General features: G+C 66.5%; 14 protein-coding genes. 10 read left to right on the top strand and 4 right to left on the bottom strand.

The window, feature by feature from the left end:
* Window positions 1-74: 74 nt before the first annotated feature.
* Window positions 75-818 carry a GntR family transcriptional regulator gene (locus ACFQGD_RS17730; protein WP_345403002.1) on the top strand — a complete coding sequence of 248 codons (744 nt, stop codon included), beginning with the start codon at window positions 75-77 and terminating at the stop codon, window positions 816-818.
* 41 nt (window positions 819-859) lie between these two features.
* Here the strand turns inward: ACFQGD_RS17730 and ACFQGD_RS17725 are convergent, their stop codons facing one another.
* Complete coding sequence (locus tag ACFQGD_RS17725) at window positions 860-1,552, bottom strand: TetR/AcrR family transcriptional regulator (RefSeq protein WP_345403005.1); 693 nt, start codon at window positions 1,550-1,552, stop codon at window positions 860-862.
* A gap of 103 nt (window positions 1,553-1,655) precedes the next feature.
* On the opposite strand from ACFQGD_RS17725, the gene ACFQGD_RS17720 reads away from it, so the two are divergent.
* The 6 genes from ACFQGD_RS17720 (at window position 1,656) to ACFQGD_RS17695 (ending at window position 7,758) form a co-directional block, all read left to right on the top strand.
* Entirely contained in the window at window positions 1,656-3,173 is a 1,518-nt protein-coding gene (locus ACFQGD_RS17720) for a flavin-containing monooxygenase (RefSeq protein WP_345403007.1), read from the top strand.
* On the top strand, window positions 3,170-3,982 hold the full coding sequence (locus ACFQGD_RS17715; protein WP_345403010.1) for an SDR family NAD(P)-dependent oxidoreductase: 813 nt from the start codon (window positions 3,170-3,172) through the stop codon (window positions 3,980-3,982). The genes ACFQGD_RS17720 and ACFQGD_RS17715 overlap by 4 nt, the downstream gene beginning before the upstream one ends.
* A 132-nt stretch (window positions 3,983-4,114) precedes the next feature.
* On the top strand, window positions 4,115-5,050 hold the full coding sequence (gene surE / locus ACFQGD_RS17710) for a 5'/3'-nucleotidase SurE (RefSeq protein ID WP_345403012.1): 936 nt from the start codon (window positions 4,115-4,117) through the stop codon (window positions 5,048-5,050).
* Window positions 5,051-5,131: 81 nt separating this feature from the next.
* A complete protein-coding gene (locus ACFQGD_RS17705) occupies window positions 5,132-5,968 on the top strand; it encodes a LysR family transcriptional regulator (RefSeq protein WP_345403015.1) in 837 nt (278 codons plus the stop codon).
* Between the two features lie 84 nt (window positions 5,969-6,052).
* Window positions 6,053-6,367, top strand: coding sequence for a hypothetical protein (locus ACFQGD_RS17700; RefSeq protein WP_345403018.1), 315 nt, complete (start codon window positions 6,053-6,055; stop codon window positions 6,365-6,367).
* A 107-nt stretch (window positions 6,368-6,474) separates the two neighbouring features.
* Window positions 6,475-7,758, top strand: a complete 1,284-nt coding sequence (locus tag ACFQGD_RS17695; RefSeq protein ID WP_390183647.1) for an extracellular catalytic domain type 2 short-chain-length polyhydroxyalkanoate depolymerase — start codon at window positions 6,475-6,477, stop codon at window positions 7,756-7,758.
* A gap of 64 nt (window positions 7,759-7,822) precedes the next feature.
* Here ACFQGD_RS17695 and ACFQGD_RS17690 read toward each other — a convergent pair whose 3' ends face one another.
* Window positions 7,823-8,491, bottom strand: a complete 669-nt coding sequence (locus ACFQGD_RS17690) for an RraA family protein (protein WP_345403024.1) — start codon at window positions 8,489-8,491, stop codon at window positions 7,823-7,825.
* 191 nt (window positions 8,492-8,682) lie between these two features.
* Here ACFQGD_RS17690 and ACFQGD_RS17685 point away from each other — a divergent pair, with 191 nt between their 5' ends.
* Both ACFQGD_RS17685 and ACFQGD_RS17680 read left to right on the top strand, forming a co-directional pair.
* A complete protein-coding gene (locus tag ACFQGD_RS17685; protein WP_345403026.1) occupies window positions 8,683-10,125 on the top strand; it encodes an aminotransferase-like domain-containing protein in 1,443 nt (480 codons plus the stop codon).
* A gap of 184 nt (window positions 10,126-10,309) precedes the next feature.
* The gene (locus ACFQGD_RS17680) at window positions 10,310-11,431 is read left to right on the top strand and encodes a glycerophosphodiester phosphodiesterase (RefSeq protein WP_345403029.1); all 1,122 of its coding nucleotides are present in this window, start codon (window positions 10,310-10,312) and stop codon (window positions 11,429-11,431) included.
* 71 nt (window positions 11,432-11,502) lie between these two features.
* On the opposite strand, the gene ACFQGD_RS17675 is transcribed toward ACFQGD_RS17680, so the two are convergent.
* Window positions 11,503-13,710 (bottom strand): choice-of-anchor B family protein, encoded by a 2,208-nt coding sequence (locus ACFQGD_RS17675; RefSeq protein WP_345403031.1) that lies wholly within the window; start codon window positions 13,708-13,710, stop codon window positions 11,503-11,505.
* A 104-nt stretch (window positions 13,711-13,814) separates the two neighbouring features.
* Window positions 13,815-15,317, bottom strand: coding sequence for an MFS transporter (locus tag ACFQGD_RS17670; RefSeq protein ID WP_345403033.1), 1,503 nt, complete (start codon window positions 15,315-15,317; stop codon window positions 13,815-13,817).
* A gap of 170 nt (window positions 15,318-15,487) precedes the next feature.
* Here ACFQGD_RS17670 and ACFQGD_RS17665 point away from each other — a divergent pair, with 170 nt between their 5' ends.
* A complete protein-coding gene (locus tag ACFQGD_RS17665; protein WP_345403036.1) occupies window positions 15,488-17,512 on the top strand; it encodes an adenylate/guanylate cyclase domain-containing protein in 2,025 nt (674 codons plus the stop codon).

Here is a 17,512-nt window from a genome sequence, read left to right as displayed (position 1 = left end):
TGGGGTGACGAGCGTTGACGCATGCGATCACGCGCTTTAACTTGTCTGACAACATCCGATCGAAGGGGTGCATCGTGACGCCGAGACGTCCGCAGCGGCGACCTGTCGTCGAGCTTTACGAACGAATCGTCGACGCGGTCCGGGACGATGTCTACCCACCTGGTTCGACATTACCGTCCGAACTGGAACTCGCTACGGCATTCGGTGTGAGTCGCCCTGCTCTTCGGGAGGCGCTGATCCTGCTACAGGAGGACGGCGTGATCACGGTCCGGCGCGGGGTCGGGCGCACGGTGAGTGAGCGTCCGGTTCGTCGCGGCTTCGAACGGCTGCAGCCGATGGAAGCGTTACTCGGCGAGGGCAGCGCCAAGGTCCGGCCGCTGAGGCGGATCCTGGAAGAACCGACCGACCTGGTGATGCAGCACCTTCCGGTCCCAGCAAGCTGTGAGGTGCGGTTCTGGAACAGCGTCATTGACGTCGACGGGATGCCGGCGTGCCTCACCGAGGAGTGGTGCCTCCCAGACGAGACGCTCGCCGAGATCGCCCCGGCGCTGCCTGATGCGTTGACCGCGGGCGAGCCAGCGCCACACACGATGCTGCACACGCTGATCTCCGGTGCCCCATACCTGCCGTTGACCGGGTCGAGCACCATGACCGCGACGGTGCTCGGCAGGCTGCGCGGCACGACATTCGGGCGCTCGCCCGACACCCCCGTCGTGCTCGTCACCCACGTGGTCTCGGTCGAGCGAACACCGCTGCTTGTCGCGAAATATGTGCTGCCGAGCGGGGCACCGACCATCACCGTGCGGCAGTCCCGCTGAGCCACTCCCCGCGACGACCGCCGAAAGGGCATGGGTGTGGCTTAGTCGTCGAGTAGGTCGCTGATCGGGCGATCCGGGTCGATCTGGATGCCGAGCGCGCGGGCGTTGCCGTCGAGGACCGACCAGATCGAGCGGGTGAGGTACTCGGCGAGTTCTTCGGTACTGATCATGCGTCGCTTGTCGGCGAGCCAGTGGTTGACGGTGGCGTCAACGAAGCCGACCAGGCCGGAAGCGACGGTCGGGGCGAAGCTGGCGTCCCTTCCAGCGGTTCGAGTTGCCGTGGCGAACAGTTCGGCGACCTGGGCGGCGAGAGCGGCCTTGGTGCCGGCGACCACGCGGGATCCGCCAGCGGGTGTGCGGCCGTGCGCGCCGAGGAACGTGTACAGGTGGGGATGCTGCTCGATCCAGTCGAGGTAGGTGCCGACGACCCTGCGGATCGCCTCGGTCGCCGTTCCCCTCGGGCGCAGTGTTGGCGCGAGTTGGGACTGGAGCAGGTCGACGATGCGCTGGCTGATCTGCTCGTCGAGATCGGCGCGGTCAGCGAAGTGCCGGTAGAGGACTGAGCGAGGGACACCGGCTTGCTCGGCGATCTGTTTGACGCCGACGGTGGGGCCGAGCGTCTCAATGGCCGTGACAGCCGCGTCGAGCAGTTGCCGGCGCCGCCGGGTCTTGTGCGCGTCCCAGCGCGTGGCCCGTCCGTCCACGTCCGGCCTCGTGTTCGCCGATTCGAGCATGTCGGCACGGTACTGCACCACGAAAGTGTCTGCGACACCTTGTCACGGAAAGATGTATGCGACATGCTGTCGCAGTAAACGTGTGAGCGACGGAGGAGGGCCGGTGGGCGGCACGTCATGCGACGCGACTCGGTCCCGGGAGAGTGACTTCGCCATGTTTCGTATGCCCTCGGTGATCGTGATCGGCGCCGGGATGTCCGGCCTCTGCATGGCGGTCAAACTGCGACGGGCGGGCATCACCGACTTCACCGTGTTGGAGAAAGCCTCGGACGTCGGCGGCACCTGGCGCGACAACACCTATCCCGGACTCCGTTGCGACGTACCGTCGGCGTTCTACCAGTACTTCTTCGACCGCAATCCGGACTGGTCGCACTTCTTCGCCGCCGGCGACGAGATCCAGGACTACTTCCGTGGTGTCGTGGACCGGTTCGCGCTACGCGAGCACATCGAGCTGGATACCGAGGTGACCCGGGCGGAGTTCGCCGAAGGCCGGTGGCGGGTGCGTACCGCGGATGGCCGCACGCGCGAGGCCGACTTCCTGATCTCTGCCAGCGGCGTGCTGCACCATCCGGTCGTACCCGACATCCCGGGACTGGACTCCTTCGACGGTGCATGGTTCCACACCGCTCGCTGGGACCATTCGGTGTCGCTGGCGGACAAGCGTGTCGGGGTGGTAGGGACCGGATCCACGGGAGTGCAGATCGTCAGCGAGCTGGGCGGGTCGGTGCCGAAGTTGTCGCTGTTCCAGCGAACGCCGCAGTGGGTGCTGCCGGTGCCGAACTGGCGCAACGACCGTCTCACCCGCGCGCTGCGCAGCAGGTTCCCGGCACTGACCAGCCTCGAGTACCGGCTGATCGAGGGCATCTTCTCGATCCTCGTCGCCGCGGTCACCCGGCCCGGCTGGCAGCGGACGATGATCAGCAAGCTGTGTGAACTGAACCTGCGCACCGTGCGCGACCAGGATCTACGGCGCAAGCTCACCCCCGATTACCAGGCGATGTGCAAGCGGTTGGTGATGTCACCCAGCTTCTATCGCGCGGTGCGACGTCCCGGCGTCGAGGTGATCACCGAACGGATCGATCACGTCGAGCCACGTGGGGTGGTCACCACCGACGGCACGCTGCACGAGGTCGACGTGCTCGCCCTGGCCACCGGTTTCGACTCGCACGCCTACCTGCGCCCGGTGGAGCTCGTCGGCCCGACCGGGCGCACGCTCAGCGACGCATGGTCAGAAGGCCCTCGGGCCTACCGCACCGTCGCGTTGCCGGAGTTTCCCAATCTGTTCCTGCTGATGGGTCCGCACAGTCCGGTAGGCAACTTCTCCCTAGTGCCGATCGCCGAGGTGCAGGCCGACTACGCCATCAGCTGGATCAGGGCGTGGCAACGTGGCGAGTACACCACCGCCGCTCCGACCCGCGAGGCCACCGACGACTACAACGCGCGGCTGCGGGCCGCGATGCCGAACACCGTCTGGGCCACCGGTTGCCAGAGCTGGTACCTGGGCAAGGACGGCCTGCCTGAGGTGTGGCCCTGGTCCCCGCATCGGCACGCACGCATGCTGCGAGATCGGCATACCGACGAGTTCGTCGTCGACCCGGCGCAGGAGGGAGTGTGGCGATGAGTAACCGGATCGCGCTGGCGGGCCAGCGGATGCTGATCACCGGCGCGTCATCTGGGATCGGCTGTGCGACGGCGTTGGCCGCCGCCGAGCGGGGTGCGCGTGTGCTCATGGTCGCGCGCAGGCACGCCGAGCTCGAGAAGGTCGCCGCGGAGATCGCCGAGCGGGGCGGCACCGCGCACGTGTATCCGTGCGACCTGTCCGACTCCCAGGCGATCGACGACCTCGTCAAGGAAGTGCTCGACCAGCATGGCGGGGTGGACGTGCTGGTGAACAACGCCGGTCGCTCCATCCGACGGTCGGTGCGGAAATCGGTGGACCGGATGCACGACTACGAGCGCACCATGCGACTCAACTACTTCGCACCGGTCCGGCTGACCCTCGGCCTGCTGCCAGCCATGCGTGAGCAGCACTTCGGACACGTGGTCAACGTGACCACCCAGGGCATCCAGATCCACACCCCGCGGTTTTCCGCCTATCTCGCCTCCAAGGCCGCTCTCGAGGAATTTGGACGTACCGCCGGCCGCGAACTGGCCGCGGACAACGTGACATTCAGCTCGGTGCGCATGCCCCTGGCGCGCACCCCGATGATCACACCGAGCGAGTCTGCCTTCCGCGGGATCCCGGCGCTCAGCGCGCCGCAAGCGGCCCGGTTGGTGCTACGTGCCGCACACACCCGCCGCGAGGTCATCAACGTGCCCGGTGCGCGCGTGCTCGACCTGCTCGACGTCGCCACACCCAGCCTGATGCGACGCCTTGTGCACCGGTTCGGCTACCGGCCACGGACGGAACCAGAAACGGATCAGTCCTGAGCGCGGTCCCGAAACGGCACGCGGCTCATACCAATCCGGTATTTCGGCAGTCCTATCCGGGCTTGGACATGGTTCGGCTCGCGGCGGTCCTATGGATGCGACCGACATCGCCTCAGTGCAGGGAGAACGACCATGACCTCACGCGTGACAACCGGTACGTCCGTGCTAGCCACGCTCATGCTGACGGCTGGCATGCTGACCGGTGCCGCCGCGACCGCGGAGCAGGCCACGTCAGGACATTCAGCCACCGAGCCGCTCGACATCCTGCTCACCAACGACGACGGATACGACGCGAGAACGCTTGGTGCGTTGCGACAAACGCTTGGCGCGGCGGGACACCAGGTCACCGTCGTGGCGCCGTGTGACGACCTTTCGGGCAGTGGAACGAAGCAGGCCAGCAACTACGTGCGCGGCGTGCCATCTAGAGAGAACACCATCACGGCGACACAGCCGTCACCGGGTGTCTGGGCGGTATGCGGATCACCGAGCGACGCCGTGCTGTTCGGCGTGCAGAATGTGTTCACGTCGGGCCAGCCCGACCTGGTGGTCTCCGGTGTCAACCCCGGTCAGAACGCCGGCGCGGTTACCAACCACTCCGGCACGGTCGGAGCGACCGTCATGGCTGGCGAGCTGGGAATTCCCGCGATCGCGGTCAGCGTCGAGATCGATCCCACGACTTCTCCCCCGCGGGTCGGCTCGGTGCGTGCCGCGGCGAGCTATACCGTTCGCTTGATCGAGCGGTTACAGCTGACCGCCCAGCGTGAGTCGCTGTTGCCCGAACACGTGACACTGAACGTCAACTATCCGGCCGAGTCCGAGGTCGAGGGCACACGGATCACAAGGACCGGCCGGTCGGCGTTCGTCCGCCCCCGTTTCGAGCGCACCGATCTATGTGCTTCCTGCTACCTCGTTCGGCCACAGCTGGATCTCGGGCGTGATCCGGTCAGCGGTTCCGACAACAACGCCCTTGCCGACGCCTACATCTCGGTGACCCCGCTCGACGGTGACTGGACCGCATCAAGCACGATCCGCTCCACCCTCCGGGCGCGACTGGCGTACCTGCGCTGAGTTCCCGGACAGTGGCAGGACGCGGGCATACCCAATCGGTATAGATCCACTCATCGGCGTGATGCGGGCTATCGTCCTTCCATGACGCTTCAGCAACTCCGGTACCTGGTCGCTGTCGCCGACTACGGCTCCATCACCGCAGCGGCCGCCGGGACGTATGTCGCGCAGCCAGCACTCTCCCGCGAGGGACGTCGGATGGTGCGCCTCGCGCGCACCGCACTCGAGGTCATCGATTCGATGTCCGGAGGTGGGCACGCCACACACGTGCGCACAGCCGCGAAGCTGCGCATCGTGTCGACTCCGACGCTGGCCATCGATCTCGCCAGTGAGCTGATTCCCGCCTTCGCTCGCTACAATCCCGACGTCGATGTCGAGGTGATCCGCCGTGAAGCACGCGAAACCGTGGTGGCGGCGCTGCGTACCGGAGCCGCGGAGATCGGCCTCGTCGATTTGCCGGTCGATGAGGAACTCATGACGCATAGTCTGCGGGACCGCGAGGTCGTGCTCGTCTCACCGCCCGGTACTGGCCTGCCAAACCCGGTTCCGGTCGAGCGGCTCGACGGGCTGCCCATGGTCGTACCGGCGCGCAGCGGCGGACGGCGACGGGAACTGGAAGAGTTGTTCACCGCGACCGGTGTGCGCCCTACCTTTGCCGTGGAAACCGACGAGCGCGTCGCCTGGGTGGCGAGCGTGCTCGACGGGAAGGCGTCATTGATCTGGTATCGAGACATCGCGGTCCGTACGTTCGGATCACGCGTCACGATCAGGTCTTTCACCCCGCCGCTGAGCCGCACGCTAGGTATCGTTCATCCGAGGCGGCCGCTGGCGCGTGCGGCACGAGCGTTCATCAACATCGCCGTTAGCCCGCTCGAGACGTCAACGCCCTCCTACAACCTGGTGACCAGACCAGCACTGTAGTGCGGGCAGGCATGCGGCGAATCGTGGTCGGGTACCCATACCACGAAACTTATGCACCCGACGTGATTGCGGAAGTCGATTCTGATGACGGACGATTCCACCACCCCCAACACCGCGCAGATCACGGTGTGGCGCAACTTGCTAGACGCCTTCTCGCAGCTCAGCGCCGCGTGGGAGACGGCACGAGACGCACAGCAGAACGTATCCGCCAAAGCCGGTCCCGGCGGCGGCGACATCCCGGCTGATCTCGTGACATCCTTCGCGCGGGCCGGCACACGCACGTCAGAAGCACTGACGGGTCTCGCCGACGTGCTCTCCCGACAGCCAGACGGTGAGCGGTTCGCTGAGGTCAGGGACTCACAACAGAAGGCACACAAAGCCTGGTCCTCGGCTCGATAGACGGTTCGGGTGTAGCCGACTTACATCGGCGGCCGTGTAAAAGTGTCCTTCCGCGACGTGGTGTGGGACACATCCGCGTGCGCAGGATAAGACCCTCCCATCCGTACATGGAGGTACCGATGAAGGTAGGGCACCTAGCTAGTCTCGCGGGCGCGGTCGTCGCGTCGGCGATTATCGCGCTGGCAACCATGACAAGCGGCAATACGCAGACGGCCAACGCGGCGCAGGAAAGTGGGACACCATACGACATAACCGGTACCTATGTGTCCGGTGTATCGTCCGGCGGATACATGGCTAACCAGCTGCACGTCGCTCACTCAGGCGTGTTTCAGGGCGCGGGTATCTTCACCGCCGGTCCGTATTACTGCGCCGAGGGAGATCTTTCCACGGCGCTCAACGCTTGTATGGACACGTTCATGTCCCGCAAGTCTCCCAGCCAACTCGTGGGGTTGACCGAGGACCGCGCCTCGCGCGGCACGGTCGACCCGGTCGAGAACCTCGCGGACGACCCGGTGTGGCTATATCGCGGCACGAACGACACCACCATTGACGAGGAGGTGATGGATGATCTGGCGACCTACTATGAAATGCTCGGCTCGAACGTCACCTACTCGAAGAACTCTCCCGCGGGGCACGGTTGGGTCAGTCCGAAGGGGACGGTGGCCTGTTCGTCGACCGCGTCACCGTACATGAACGACTGCGGTACGGACGAACCCGGAAACATGCTCCGTCACCTCCTCGGCGACGTCCAGGAGCCGGCGTCATCGCCCAGTGGTGAGACGATGCAGTTCGACCAGAATCAGTACGTCCCTAGCGGCAGCGCATCCGCGATCAGCATGGGAGAGGCGGGATTCGCCTACGTCCCCCAAACGTGCGAGAGCGAAGCCTGCACGCTCATGGTCGCGCTGCACGGCTGCTATCAGTATTACGGTCTGATCGGCGACGCATTCATGAAGCAGGCCTATCTGAACGAATACGCCGACACCAACAACATGATCGTGCTGTACCCGCAAACCACCAAGAGCGATTCCAACCCCCTGAACCCGCGAGGATGCTACAACTGGTGGGCTTACGGTGGAGACACCGCATACGCCGAGAAGGGCGGCGAGCAGATCGCCACGATCATGAATATGATCGAGGCATTCGGTGGTGGCGCGGGCGGCACGGACCCGGATCCCACCACGACGACTGATCCCAGTCCCACGACGACGGACGAGCCGGAACCGACCTGCGTGACCGACGACAACTATGCCCATACCCAGGAAGGGCGCGCCTACCACCAGGGCGGCTACACCTACGCCAACGGTTCCGATCAGAACCTGGGACTATGGAACACCTACACGGAAAGCTCGATCAAGGAGACCTCACCCGGGTACTGGGCCCAATGTTGAGCCGATAGCGCGACGACAACCGTGCCCCGCTCCCTGCCACCTCTTCCCGGTTCGGCACGTGCGGCTAGATCGCGCCACGCACGGCGCGTAAGTGGTCTCGAAAGGTGTACGTCGGATCGGACCGCCGTCGTGCGGCGAAGTCCGCGTACCGTAGCTGGGCGCGGAGCGACCGTCCCGAGCTAATGCGCTTCTGCTGACGTGCCTCCGTCGCCATGATGCCTCGTGCCGTCTCGAGCACTTCGTCCCTCGCGTCTTCCGCCACGAGGATCACCCCGTCCGTGTCCGCCACGACCAGGTCCGTCGCCTCGACACGGTGCGCACCAAGCAACACGTCGGAACCGTCGACGTGGCCGGTATGCGTCGTACCCGTCGCTGTCGCGCCTAGACTCCAGACAGGAAGACCAATCTCGCGCAGCTGGTCGGTATCGCGATGACTGCCCCACACGACCATCCCGGCCACATCGGCGAACTTCGCTTCCGCGGCGATGAGGTCGCCGAGGCACGCTCGATCCATCCGACCGCCGTCGTCGACCACCAACACGTCGCCCGGGTGGGACCGCTCGATGGCATCGAGGAACACGTCGACGCCATCGACGTGTTTGACAGGTAGAGCCGCGCCTACCACTACCTCTCCTGGCCAGACTGGTGTCAGCCCAGCCGGAGCCGCCCGTAGCGGCACGGACAGTCGATCACACGCGTCGGCGACGGCCGCCGAAGTGACCAGGCGAGTCATCGCTGTACCTTCCATCTTGTCCGTCCGCGCAGCCACCGCTGCCGCGAGAGAGTCATTGCCGCGATACGGTGGCTACGCTACGAGTCGACGATGCAACCAATCAGCACGTATTGGCCGATCCGGCGGAGAATGCGCCACGGGCGGGCGGACAGCCCTTCCCGACGGACACATCTAGTTCCATGCTCAACATGGTGACAACCAATCCAGATTCGTTGGTGTTCTCGGCCGATGAGGTGACTCGCACCCTCGATGGCTGGCAGGACGGTGAAGGGTCCCTGGTCGAGCGGCTGGCCATCGCTATGGCGGCCGCCATCCGCCGGGGAGAACTGTCCGCGGGATGGCGCCTTCCACCAGAACGCGATCTCGCCGCCGCCCTCGCCGTGGGCCGCAACACCGTGGCCGGGGCATACCGGAAGCTGAAGGCCATGTCGATCGTCGGGAGACGACAGGGCAGCGGCACATGGATTGAACCCGCGTTCGATGGTGGGGCGTCGCGCGAGCAGGTTGTCGGGGTTGGCGGTCATAAACTGACGGTGCTCGACGTCGCTGGCGAGCGCGGCCGGATCGACCTGGCCGCCGCGCTACCCACGGCTCCGCCGACCCTGGACACGATGCCGTGGACGGGCGATACACGGGACCTGGTCGGGCACACCGGCTACTGGCCACTGGGATACCCGCCGCTGCGGCGGGCCGTCGCCGCGCTGTTCCGTCGGCGCGGTCTACCGACCACCGAGAACGACGTGCTCATCACCTCGGGCGCGCAGCAAGCGATCGCCCTCATCGCGTTCGAACTCTGCCGCCCCGGAGATGCCGTGGCGATCGAGGACCCGACGTTTCCCGGTGCCATCGATGCCTTCCGGCGGGTCGACGCGCGTGTCGTGCCCCTCTCGATGGACACGGTCGGACCCGTCGACTCCTACGCGGCGGCCCTCCGGTCAGCACAGGCACGCGCGCTCTACGTCATGACCACGGTGCATAACCCGACTGGCCGGATGCTCACGCACGAGCAGCGCCTGGAAGTAATCCGCGCCGCTCGTCAGCACAGCACGCTGATCGTCGAGGACGAGACGCTCGCCGAACTCACATACGCCGGTGCGCCACCGCCGCTGGCCGCGATAGCCCCGCCGCGGTCCGTCATCACGGTAGGCTCACTCAGCAAAATCTACTGGGGCGGTTTGCGGATCGGTTGGATTCGCGCCGCACAACCGGTCATCGACCGGCTGGGACGGCTCAAGACGATTTGGGACTTGTCCAGCTCGGCACCGAGCCAGCAGCTCGCGGTCGAACTTCTGAAACAGCACGACAAACTGCGTCAGCAGCGGGTGAGCGAGCTGCGGTCACGGTCGGCGACGCTGCTGGAGCTGCTCGCCGAGCACCTTGGTGACTGGCACGTCACCGAACCACGTGGGGGACTGTTCGTGTGGGCCAGGCTTCCTCACGGTAGCGCGACCGAGCTGGCCGTCCGGGGTGCCGAGAATGGGGTCGCTGTCCTTCCCGGCCCCGCCACGTCGCCCGTTGGCCGGTTCGACGACCATGTCCGGATTTCTTTCGTCCGAGAACCGGACACCCTTGCCGAAGGCATCTCACGTCTGGCCCGGGCCTGGCGCGATATCCGAGATCGTTACGCGAAGTAGAGCGATTCGAACGCGTGCGTGATGATGTCGCCCTACGATGCGGTCGGTGCTATCGCGTCAGAACATTTAACGGGTCGGCAACCGCGCGGTACGTCCGGAGTCGAGTGGACGTCGCTCGGCCCGGTGACCGTTGCCCATGAGACCGCCAATCCGGCGGCGACACCCGATCGAGGAGCGTTCGTACATGGCCACCTCCCTACTGCCCCGGCTCCTGCTCGCCGTCACGGCGACGACGCTGGTGTGCCTCACCGTTGTCCCGCCCGCGGCGGGCGCTCCGCGCGACCGCGCTGCCGAGGCACGTCCTGGCGCCGATCGTCGTCCGCTCGTGATCGGGCATCGGGGTGCGTCGGGTTACCGGCCGGAGCACACGCTGGCGTCGTACGAGCTCGCGGCGCGGATGGGCGCCGACTACATCGAGCCCGACCTGGTCGCCACCGCGGACGGCGTGCTCGTCGCGCGGCACGAGAACGAGATCAGCACCACCACCGACGTCGCCGAGCGTGCCGAGTTCGCCGACCGAGAGACGACGAAAAGCATCGACGGCCACGAGGTCACCGGCTGGTTCACCGAAGACTTCACCCTGGCTGAGCTCAAGACGTTGCGTGCCAAGGAGCGGCTGCCGCGGCTGCGCCCGGACAACACACGCTATGACGGCCGCTACGAGGTGCCGACGTTTCAGGAAGTCATTGACCTGACCCAGCGGCTCTCCCGCGAGCTCGGCCGTGACATCGGCATCTATCCCGAGACCAAGCACCCGAGCTACTTCTCGTCAATCGGGCTACCGCTGGAACCGCCGCTGGTGCGCACGCTCACCCGCAACGGGCTGAATCACAAGAACGCGAAGGTATTCGTGCAGTCGTTCGAGGTCAGCAACCTCAAAGCTCTCGACAAGGCACTGCGGGTGCCGCTGGTCCAGCTGGTGTGGAAGGACGGCCAGCCCTACGACTTCACCGAAGCGGGTGACGAGCGCACCTACGCGGACATGGTCACCCCGGAGGGGCTCGCCGAGATCGGGACGTACGCTGACGGCGTCGGGCCGGAGAAAACCATGGTCATCACGTGGAACGACGACGGCTCACTCGGCGCGGCGACCGACCTCGTGCCGGACGCCCACGACGCCGGACTCGTCGTGCACCCGTACACCTTCCGTGCCGAGAACGCCTTCCTGCCCACCGACTACCGATCGTCGGACGACCCGGCCGAGCACGGCGAGGTGATAGGGGAACTCGGCGCGTACTACGACCTCGGCGTCGACGGTGTGTTCACCGACTTCCCCGACCTCGGCGTGGCCGCCCGCGACGACTGAACCCGGCCAGGGCGCCCACACTGGTCGAGGCGGCCCACCCGCACGAAGTGGGCCGCCTCGGGTGCTGAGTCTTATTCGTGGACGACGACGGCAACCTCCGCGGACGCGGAGACCTCGGCATCGGTCGTGGAGGTCGCTGTCACGGTGAAGGTGGTTCTCCCGGGCCGCTCCCCTGGCGGAACGTCGATGGTGACCGCCGCCGGGCCACCGCTGCCGGAGGCCACGGTGAGCTCCTTGGGATCGATCGTCGCCGTCCAGCCTTCCGGCAGGTCGCTGACCGTCAGCTGGTAGGTGTCGGCGGCCTCGCCGACGTTGCTGACCAGAAGCCCAGCCGTCCCGGTTTCAGCTGCCCGAACACGGACTGGCTGCCGGGCGGTGGTGAGCTCGACACCGAGATCCGTCGATTCGTCGGCGATCCGGAGCAGGAACAGGCCCTCCTCTCGGCCGCTCACCGCGATCGTGCCGGAGGAGAAGAACGGGTAGTTCGACCAGGTTCCGTCGAACGTCACCCCGCTGTGGTCCGGGAAGGTGTCGAAGTAACCGACCGGCTCCAGCCTCGGATCGGCCGGGTCATTGATGGCGGCGGTGTCGAATACTCGCAGCCCGCTGCTGTAGTTCGACTGATACAGCAGCCCGTCGTGGACGTAATTGTTGTGGTCCGGTGAGACCGTGTCGTGGAAATGTTCGAAGTGGACCTTCGGGTCCTCTAGGTTCCGCACGTCGAGCACGATCGTGCGGGTGTTCATGCCGGGCTCCCCCGATTCCTCAGGCTGCGCGTTGATCTCGTCCAGTTCGTCGTTGACGACGAGGAAGCCCTTGTCGTCGGTGAGCCAGCCCTGGTGGGCATAGCCCACGTCGGGATAGTCCGTCACGCCGACCGTCACCGGCGCCGCCTTGTTGGTGACGTCGGCGATGACGATCTTGGTCTCGGCGGCGTTGAAGCAGATCTCCCTGTCGGTGTAGCGCTCGTCGGGGCCGTCGTAGACCACGCACTGCGTGTCGTGCACATAGGCCGCCGGTGACGCCTCCTCGGCGGGGCCGCCGATCACGCGAGCCGCGGTCCCGGGGCCACCTTCCTCGAGGTAGCAACCGGCGAAGGTCGGGTTCTTCGGGTCGTTGATGTCCACCATGTGCAAACCGGACAGGCACTGGTCCGGCACCACGAGCCCGGAGTTGCCGCCGACGATGTAGGCGAATCCCGTGTCCTCGTTGATGGCGATGTTGTGGGCGGCCGAGTTGAAGCGGTAGTGAGCATCGGAGTCCCACTCCCGTGGCTCCTCCACACCGCGCAGGCGGGTCAGGTCGAACACCGTCATCCCGTGTTGCTCCGACTCGCTGACGGTGAACGCATGGTTGTCGTGCACCTTGATGTCGTGCCAGACCGCGTGGACAAGGCCCGGGTTCGGTAGTTCGCCGAGATAGACGGCGTTGGACGGGTCGGTGACGCGGAAGAAGGCGATGCCGTTGGTCTTGCCGAGGATCACGTACTCGTCGTGCACGCCGTCGGCGCCGGGTTCGGGATCGGTCCAGCCCCAGATGTCGCTGATACCCGCGCTGTCGAACTCGTCTTCGGGCACGAATCCGAGCAGGTCGACACCGTCACACTCGAACGGGCCTGCCATGCCGTCCACGCATGGCACATCCGACAACCGCTCGGTCGGTACGGTCGTGATCCGTGTGAGCGAGACGTTGACCGTTCGGTCCTCGTCGACCACAGCATTCCGGATCGGTTGCCCGTCGCTGTTCTTGAGTTCGAGCACCGGAATCTCGGATGAGACAGCGTTGCGCCCGGTGACTTGGTCATCGCGGCGGACCTGGATGAGGCCGATGGCCCCGGCCTGTTCCGCTGCTTGGGCCTTCTGGAAGAAGGTGTAGGTCGGACAGACATCGCCGGGTATGGGGCTGTCGAGTTGGTCGTCGACGATCGCGATCTTGCCGTCGACATCGACCTGCTGGTAGACGACCGGGGAACAGCCGGTGCCCGCGTAGACGAGATCGGCCGTCTGGTCCGCGACGGGGCCCGACCCGCTCCAGTGATTCGCCTGATGGAACCCGGCTAAGTCGTCGGGACTGTTCACCAGTACCCCGACCCCGCCCACCTGCTGCTCTCCATGCTTTGGGTCCGGATGTGCGGCGGCTGGTATCGCCGCCACGGCTCCGGAGAGCATGAGTCCGACCGCCGCATAGGCGGTGACCAGTCGGCGGGAGATACGTCCGGTCCTGTTCGCCGCGACGTTTCGTTCCCGCCCGGCCGAGGGAAGGCACCTGTTGATGCGCATGTCGACTCCTTCGTTCCGCTTGCTAGCAGTAACGAGGACCCCCGAAACGGGTAACGAAACCCCACGCGATCTCACCGCCAGATCGCAGGAAGCGGCATTCAGATTCAGCGTGAGAGCAGTTCGCGCTCGGCGGCGGCGTTGACCGTGCGGTGGCGTCGACCGGTGTAGGCCGCGATGGCCCCGCACAGCAACGCCAGTGTCGCCACGGCGGTGAGGACGTCGGTCGTCGACGTCACGATGAATGACAGCACGAGTGGCCCGGTGAGCCCGCCGATGCGATTGAACAGCGATACCGTGCCGGTGGCGCGACCACGTCTAGCCGGGTCGGCGAGATCAGCGGCGATCGGCAGAAAGATCGCCGCCATGGTGTTGACCGCGAACAGCGTCGCCGCCAGAACGGCGGCGGACAACCAGACAAGCGTGTCCGCCAGCCCGGACACGGTCAGTACGAGCAATACGGACGCCGTGCCCGCGGCCATCAGTACGGCAAGCGGGATGGGTCCGAGCCGCCGATAGGCGATCGCCACCATGACCGCGCAGGGCACCATCACCAGCGCGACGATGGTCAGCAGTGTGTTGGCCGTCGTCGTGGCGAGGCCACCCGCTCGCGCGATCGTTGGCACCCAGGATGTGAGCCCGAACGTCAGCACGCCCACCATCGCGGCGTAGAGCCACTGCAGGCGTGTCGTGAACGTCGTCCGGGCCACGTGCCGCGGCGGATGATCGGTCGCTCGCGTGTCCGCGGGCGCGCGATGCGGGATGACGACGGCGGCCAGTGTGAGCAGCAGTCCGGTCGGCGCGCCGATGAGCCACAGCACCCGCCAGCCGTAGGACGGTTCCAGCCACAACGCGGACCCGGACGCGACCAGGTAGCCGACCGCCGTTGCGACCACCGATAGGGCCGTGACCATCGAGCCGCGCGCGCCACCGGGAAACAGGTCGGTCAGGATCGTGATCAGCAGCGGAGCGAGTCCGCCGACCGCGATACCCATCAGGAAGCACATGACTACGTTGCCGAGAAATGTCGGCATGCTGGCGCACAGGCTGGTCGCGGTGAACCCGAGCGCGGCGATCAAGTAGGACGCGCGCCGCCCGATGCGATCAGCGAGGTGGCTGAACACCACCGCGCCGATCGCGGTGCCGCTCAGTCCCGCGACCGCGAGCATCGAAGCGCCGGTCGGCCCAAGGCCATACTCGCCACTCATACCGGGGATGACGAACCCGAGTGTCGACGTCTTGCTGATGTCGATGGTGAGCGCGGTCGTGGCGACGACCGCGACCGGCCACCGGCTCCGGGTGCCCGGTATGGCCACGGCGGGGACGGCGGGCGGGGCGCCGCGCAGCAGGGCGCCGACCACGGCGAGCACAATGCCCGCACCGGCGAGATACATCTCTGGCATGTCGGCCATCGGCATACCGCGCAGCATTTGGCCGTCCATCGCGAACGCCCGCACGACCCCCACGATCGAACTCGCGAGCGCGAGAACGACCCCCACCGCCATGACGTAGCGGGCTCGAACTCCGGCTGACCACACCGTCACAGTCGCCGTCCCCTCGTCGTAGCGAGTCTCCGGCGGCGCACCAGGCCGTGACGGAAGCTCGCCCATGATCAACCCCCGGCTGATCGTAGAAGAGCACCGCGATTCCCAACAACGCCCGACGACATCACGAAGCAGACACAGGGACCGTCACCCGCCGCGCCTGTGCGAACCGGACTCTTCGGAATACCATGCTGGAGCTGGACACGGCGACGTCGACCATTCGGACGGGAGTGTGGATGACGGACTTGCATACGCCCTATCGACGGGCCATCTTCTCGGGGCCCGCCGTGTGGGTGTTGCACCTGCTCATCCCCGTGGCCGCACTGTGGCTGCTCGTCGCGCGGCCGGAGATGGACGTCCGCTGGCAACACCATCCCGCGCACTTCTGGTTGGTACTGTTCACCGCCGCGGTGAGTGTCGCGCTGGGCGTGGTCGTCGGCGACGCGGCCCGGCGTCGCGACGACGACCGGCTGTTCCTGATCGGGTTGGCGTTCGTCGTCGCGGCGGGGTTCCTCGGTTTACACGCCTTGGCGACGCCGGGGATCATCCTCGCCTCGTCCAACACCGGGTTCGACGTCGCGACGCCCGTGGGTCTCCTGCTCGCCAGCATCCTCGCCGCGGTGTCATCGATCGAGTTCTCCCCTGCCGCCACCCGGCGGCTACGGCGCCTGCGGCCCGCCATGTGGACGGCGGTAGCGGCCGTGCTCACCGGTTGGGCAGCGTTGTCGCTCCTGGAGGCCCCGATACTGGCTCGGCCACTGAACGCCGAAATCGGGCAGCGGCTGCTGGTCGCGGCGGCGTTTCTCGGTACCGCGCTGTATGGCGTCTCGGCGTTGCGCTACTACCTGATCTACCGGCGGCGACCCGCGGTGATGCTCATCAGCCTGATCACCGCGTTCACCCTGCTCGCCGAGGCGATGTTCGCCATCGGCTACGGCAGGAACTGGCACGCCTCGTGGTGGGAATGGCACGTGCTGATGGCGTTGGCGTTCGCGTTCGTCGCCTACAGCGCCTACGTGCAGTACCGGCGAGAGGGCTCACCCGCCGGGCTGTTCCATGGTGTCGCGCTGGCGAGCACGGTGAATCGGATGCGCCGCGATTACGCCGACGCGCTCGATGAGCTCGCCCGTGCCATGCGCCAGCGTGCGGAGTTCGGCGACGACGGCACTCTGAGCAACCAGATCTCGTCGATCGCCGGACGGTTCGACCTCACCGAGCAGCAACTCGACGTGCTGGAGCGTGCCGCGGACGCGCTGGGTCGTGAGCGCACCCAGACGAAGCGGCTCGGGGCGCTCGTCACGGTCGGACAGCAGGCCAGCGTCAACACTGACGAGCGGCAGCTGCTCGAGAAGGCGATGGCCGTGGCGTCAGAGACGTTCGCCCCGCTGCGATTGCGCCTGGGACTCATGACCGACGGACGACTCGAGTTCGCCGACGGCGGTGTCTCGCTCGACCCAACGGAAGGGGCGACCGTGGTCATTCCGCTCGACGTCAAGGGGCATCGAGCGGGCCAACTGGAGGTCACGCATCCCCGACGCGCCGTCGACGACACCGAACTCGCGCTGCTGCGATCCTTCGCCAGCCAACTGTCCATCGCGCTCGAGAACACCCGGCTGTATGCCTCGATGGAAGACCTGTTCCGGTCCTATCTCTCCCCCGACGTCGCGACCTCGCTGATCGCCGACCCCTCGCAGGCTCGGCTCGGCGGGGAGATCGCCGACGTCACCGTCCTCATGGCCGACCTGCACGGCTTCACGCCGTTCGCGGAACGCGGCGAGCCGGATGACGTCGTCGCGATGCTCAACACCTACTATCGCGTGGTCGTCCCGGTGATTCTCGAACATGGCGGGACCGTGGTGCAGTTCGTCGGTGACGCCGTCATGGCGATCTTCAACGCCCCCGCCCGCCAGCCCGATCACCCGCGTCGCGCGGCGCGAGCCGCGCTCGCACTACAGGAGGCCGTCGAGCGTGTCCGTGGCGCGCATCCGGAGTGGCCACGGTTCCGGGCTGGGATACACACCGGCCGTGCGCTCGTCGGAAACATCGGATCCGACGAGTTCCGCAACTACACGGCCATCGGCGACACCACCAACCTCGCCGCAAGACTGGAGTCCGCCGCTGACCCCGGCCAAGTCGTCGTCAGCGCCGCCACACGTGGCGCGATTGGTGATATCGCCACGGTCGAGCCAGTCGGGCCGCTCCCGGTGAAGGGCAAGAGCGAACCCGTCGAGGCGTTCGTACTCCGTTCACTGGGTTCCTGA

Source organism: Haloechinothrix salitolerans (assembly GCF_042662605.1).
Classification (GTDB): Bacteria; Actinomycetota; Actinomycetes; order Mycobacteriales; family Pseudonocardiaceae; genus Haloechinothrix_A; species Haloechinothrix_A salitolerans.
The sequence above is the reverse complement of the archived record's forward strand: the minus strand, read 5'-3'. Positions and strand labels throughout refer to the sequence as shown.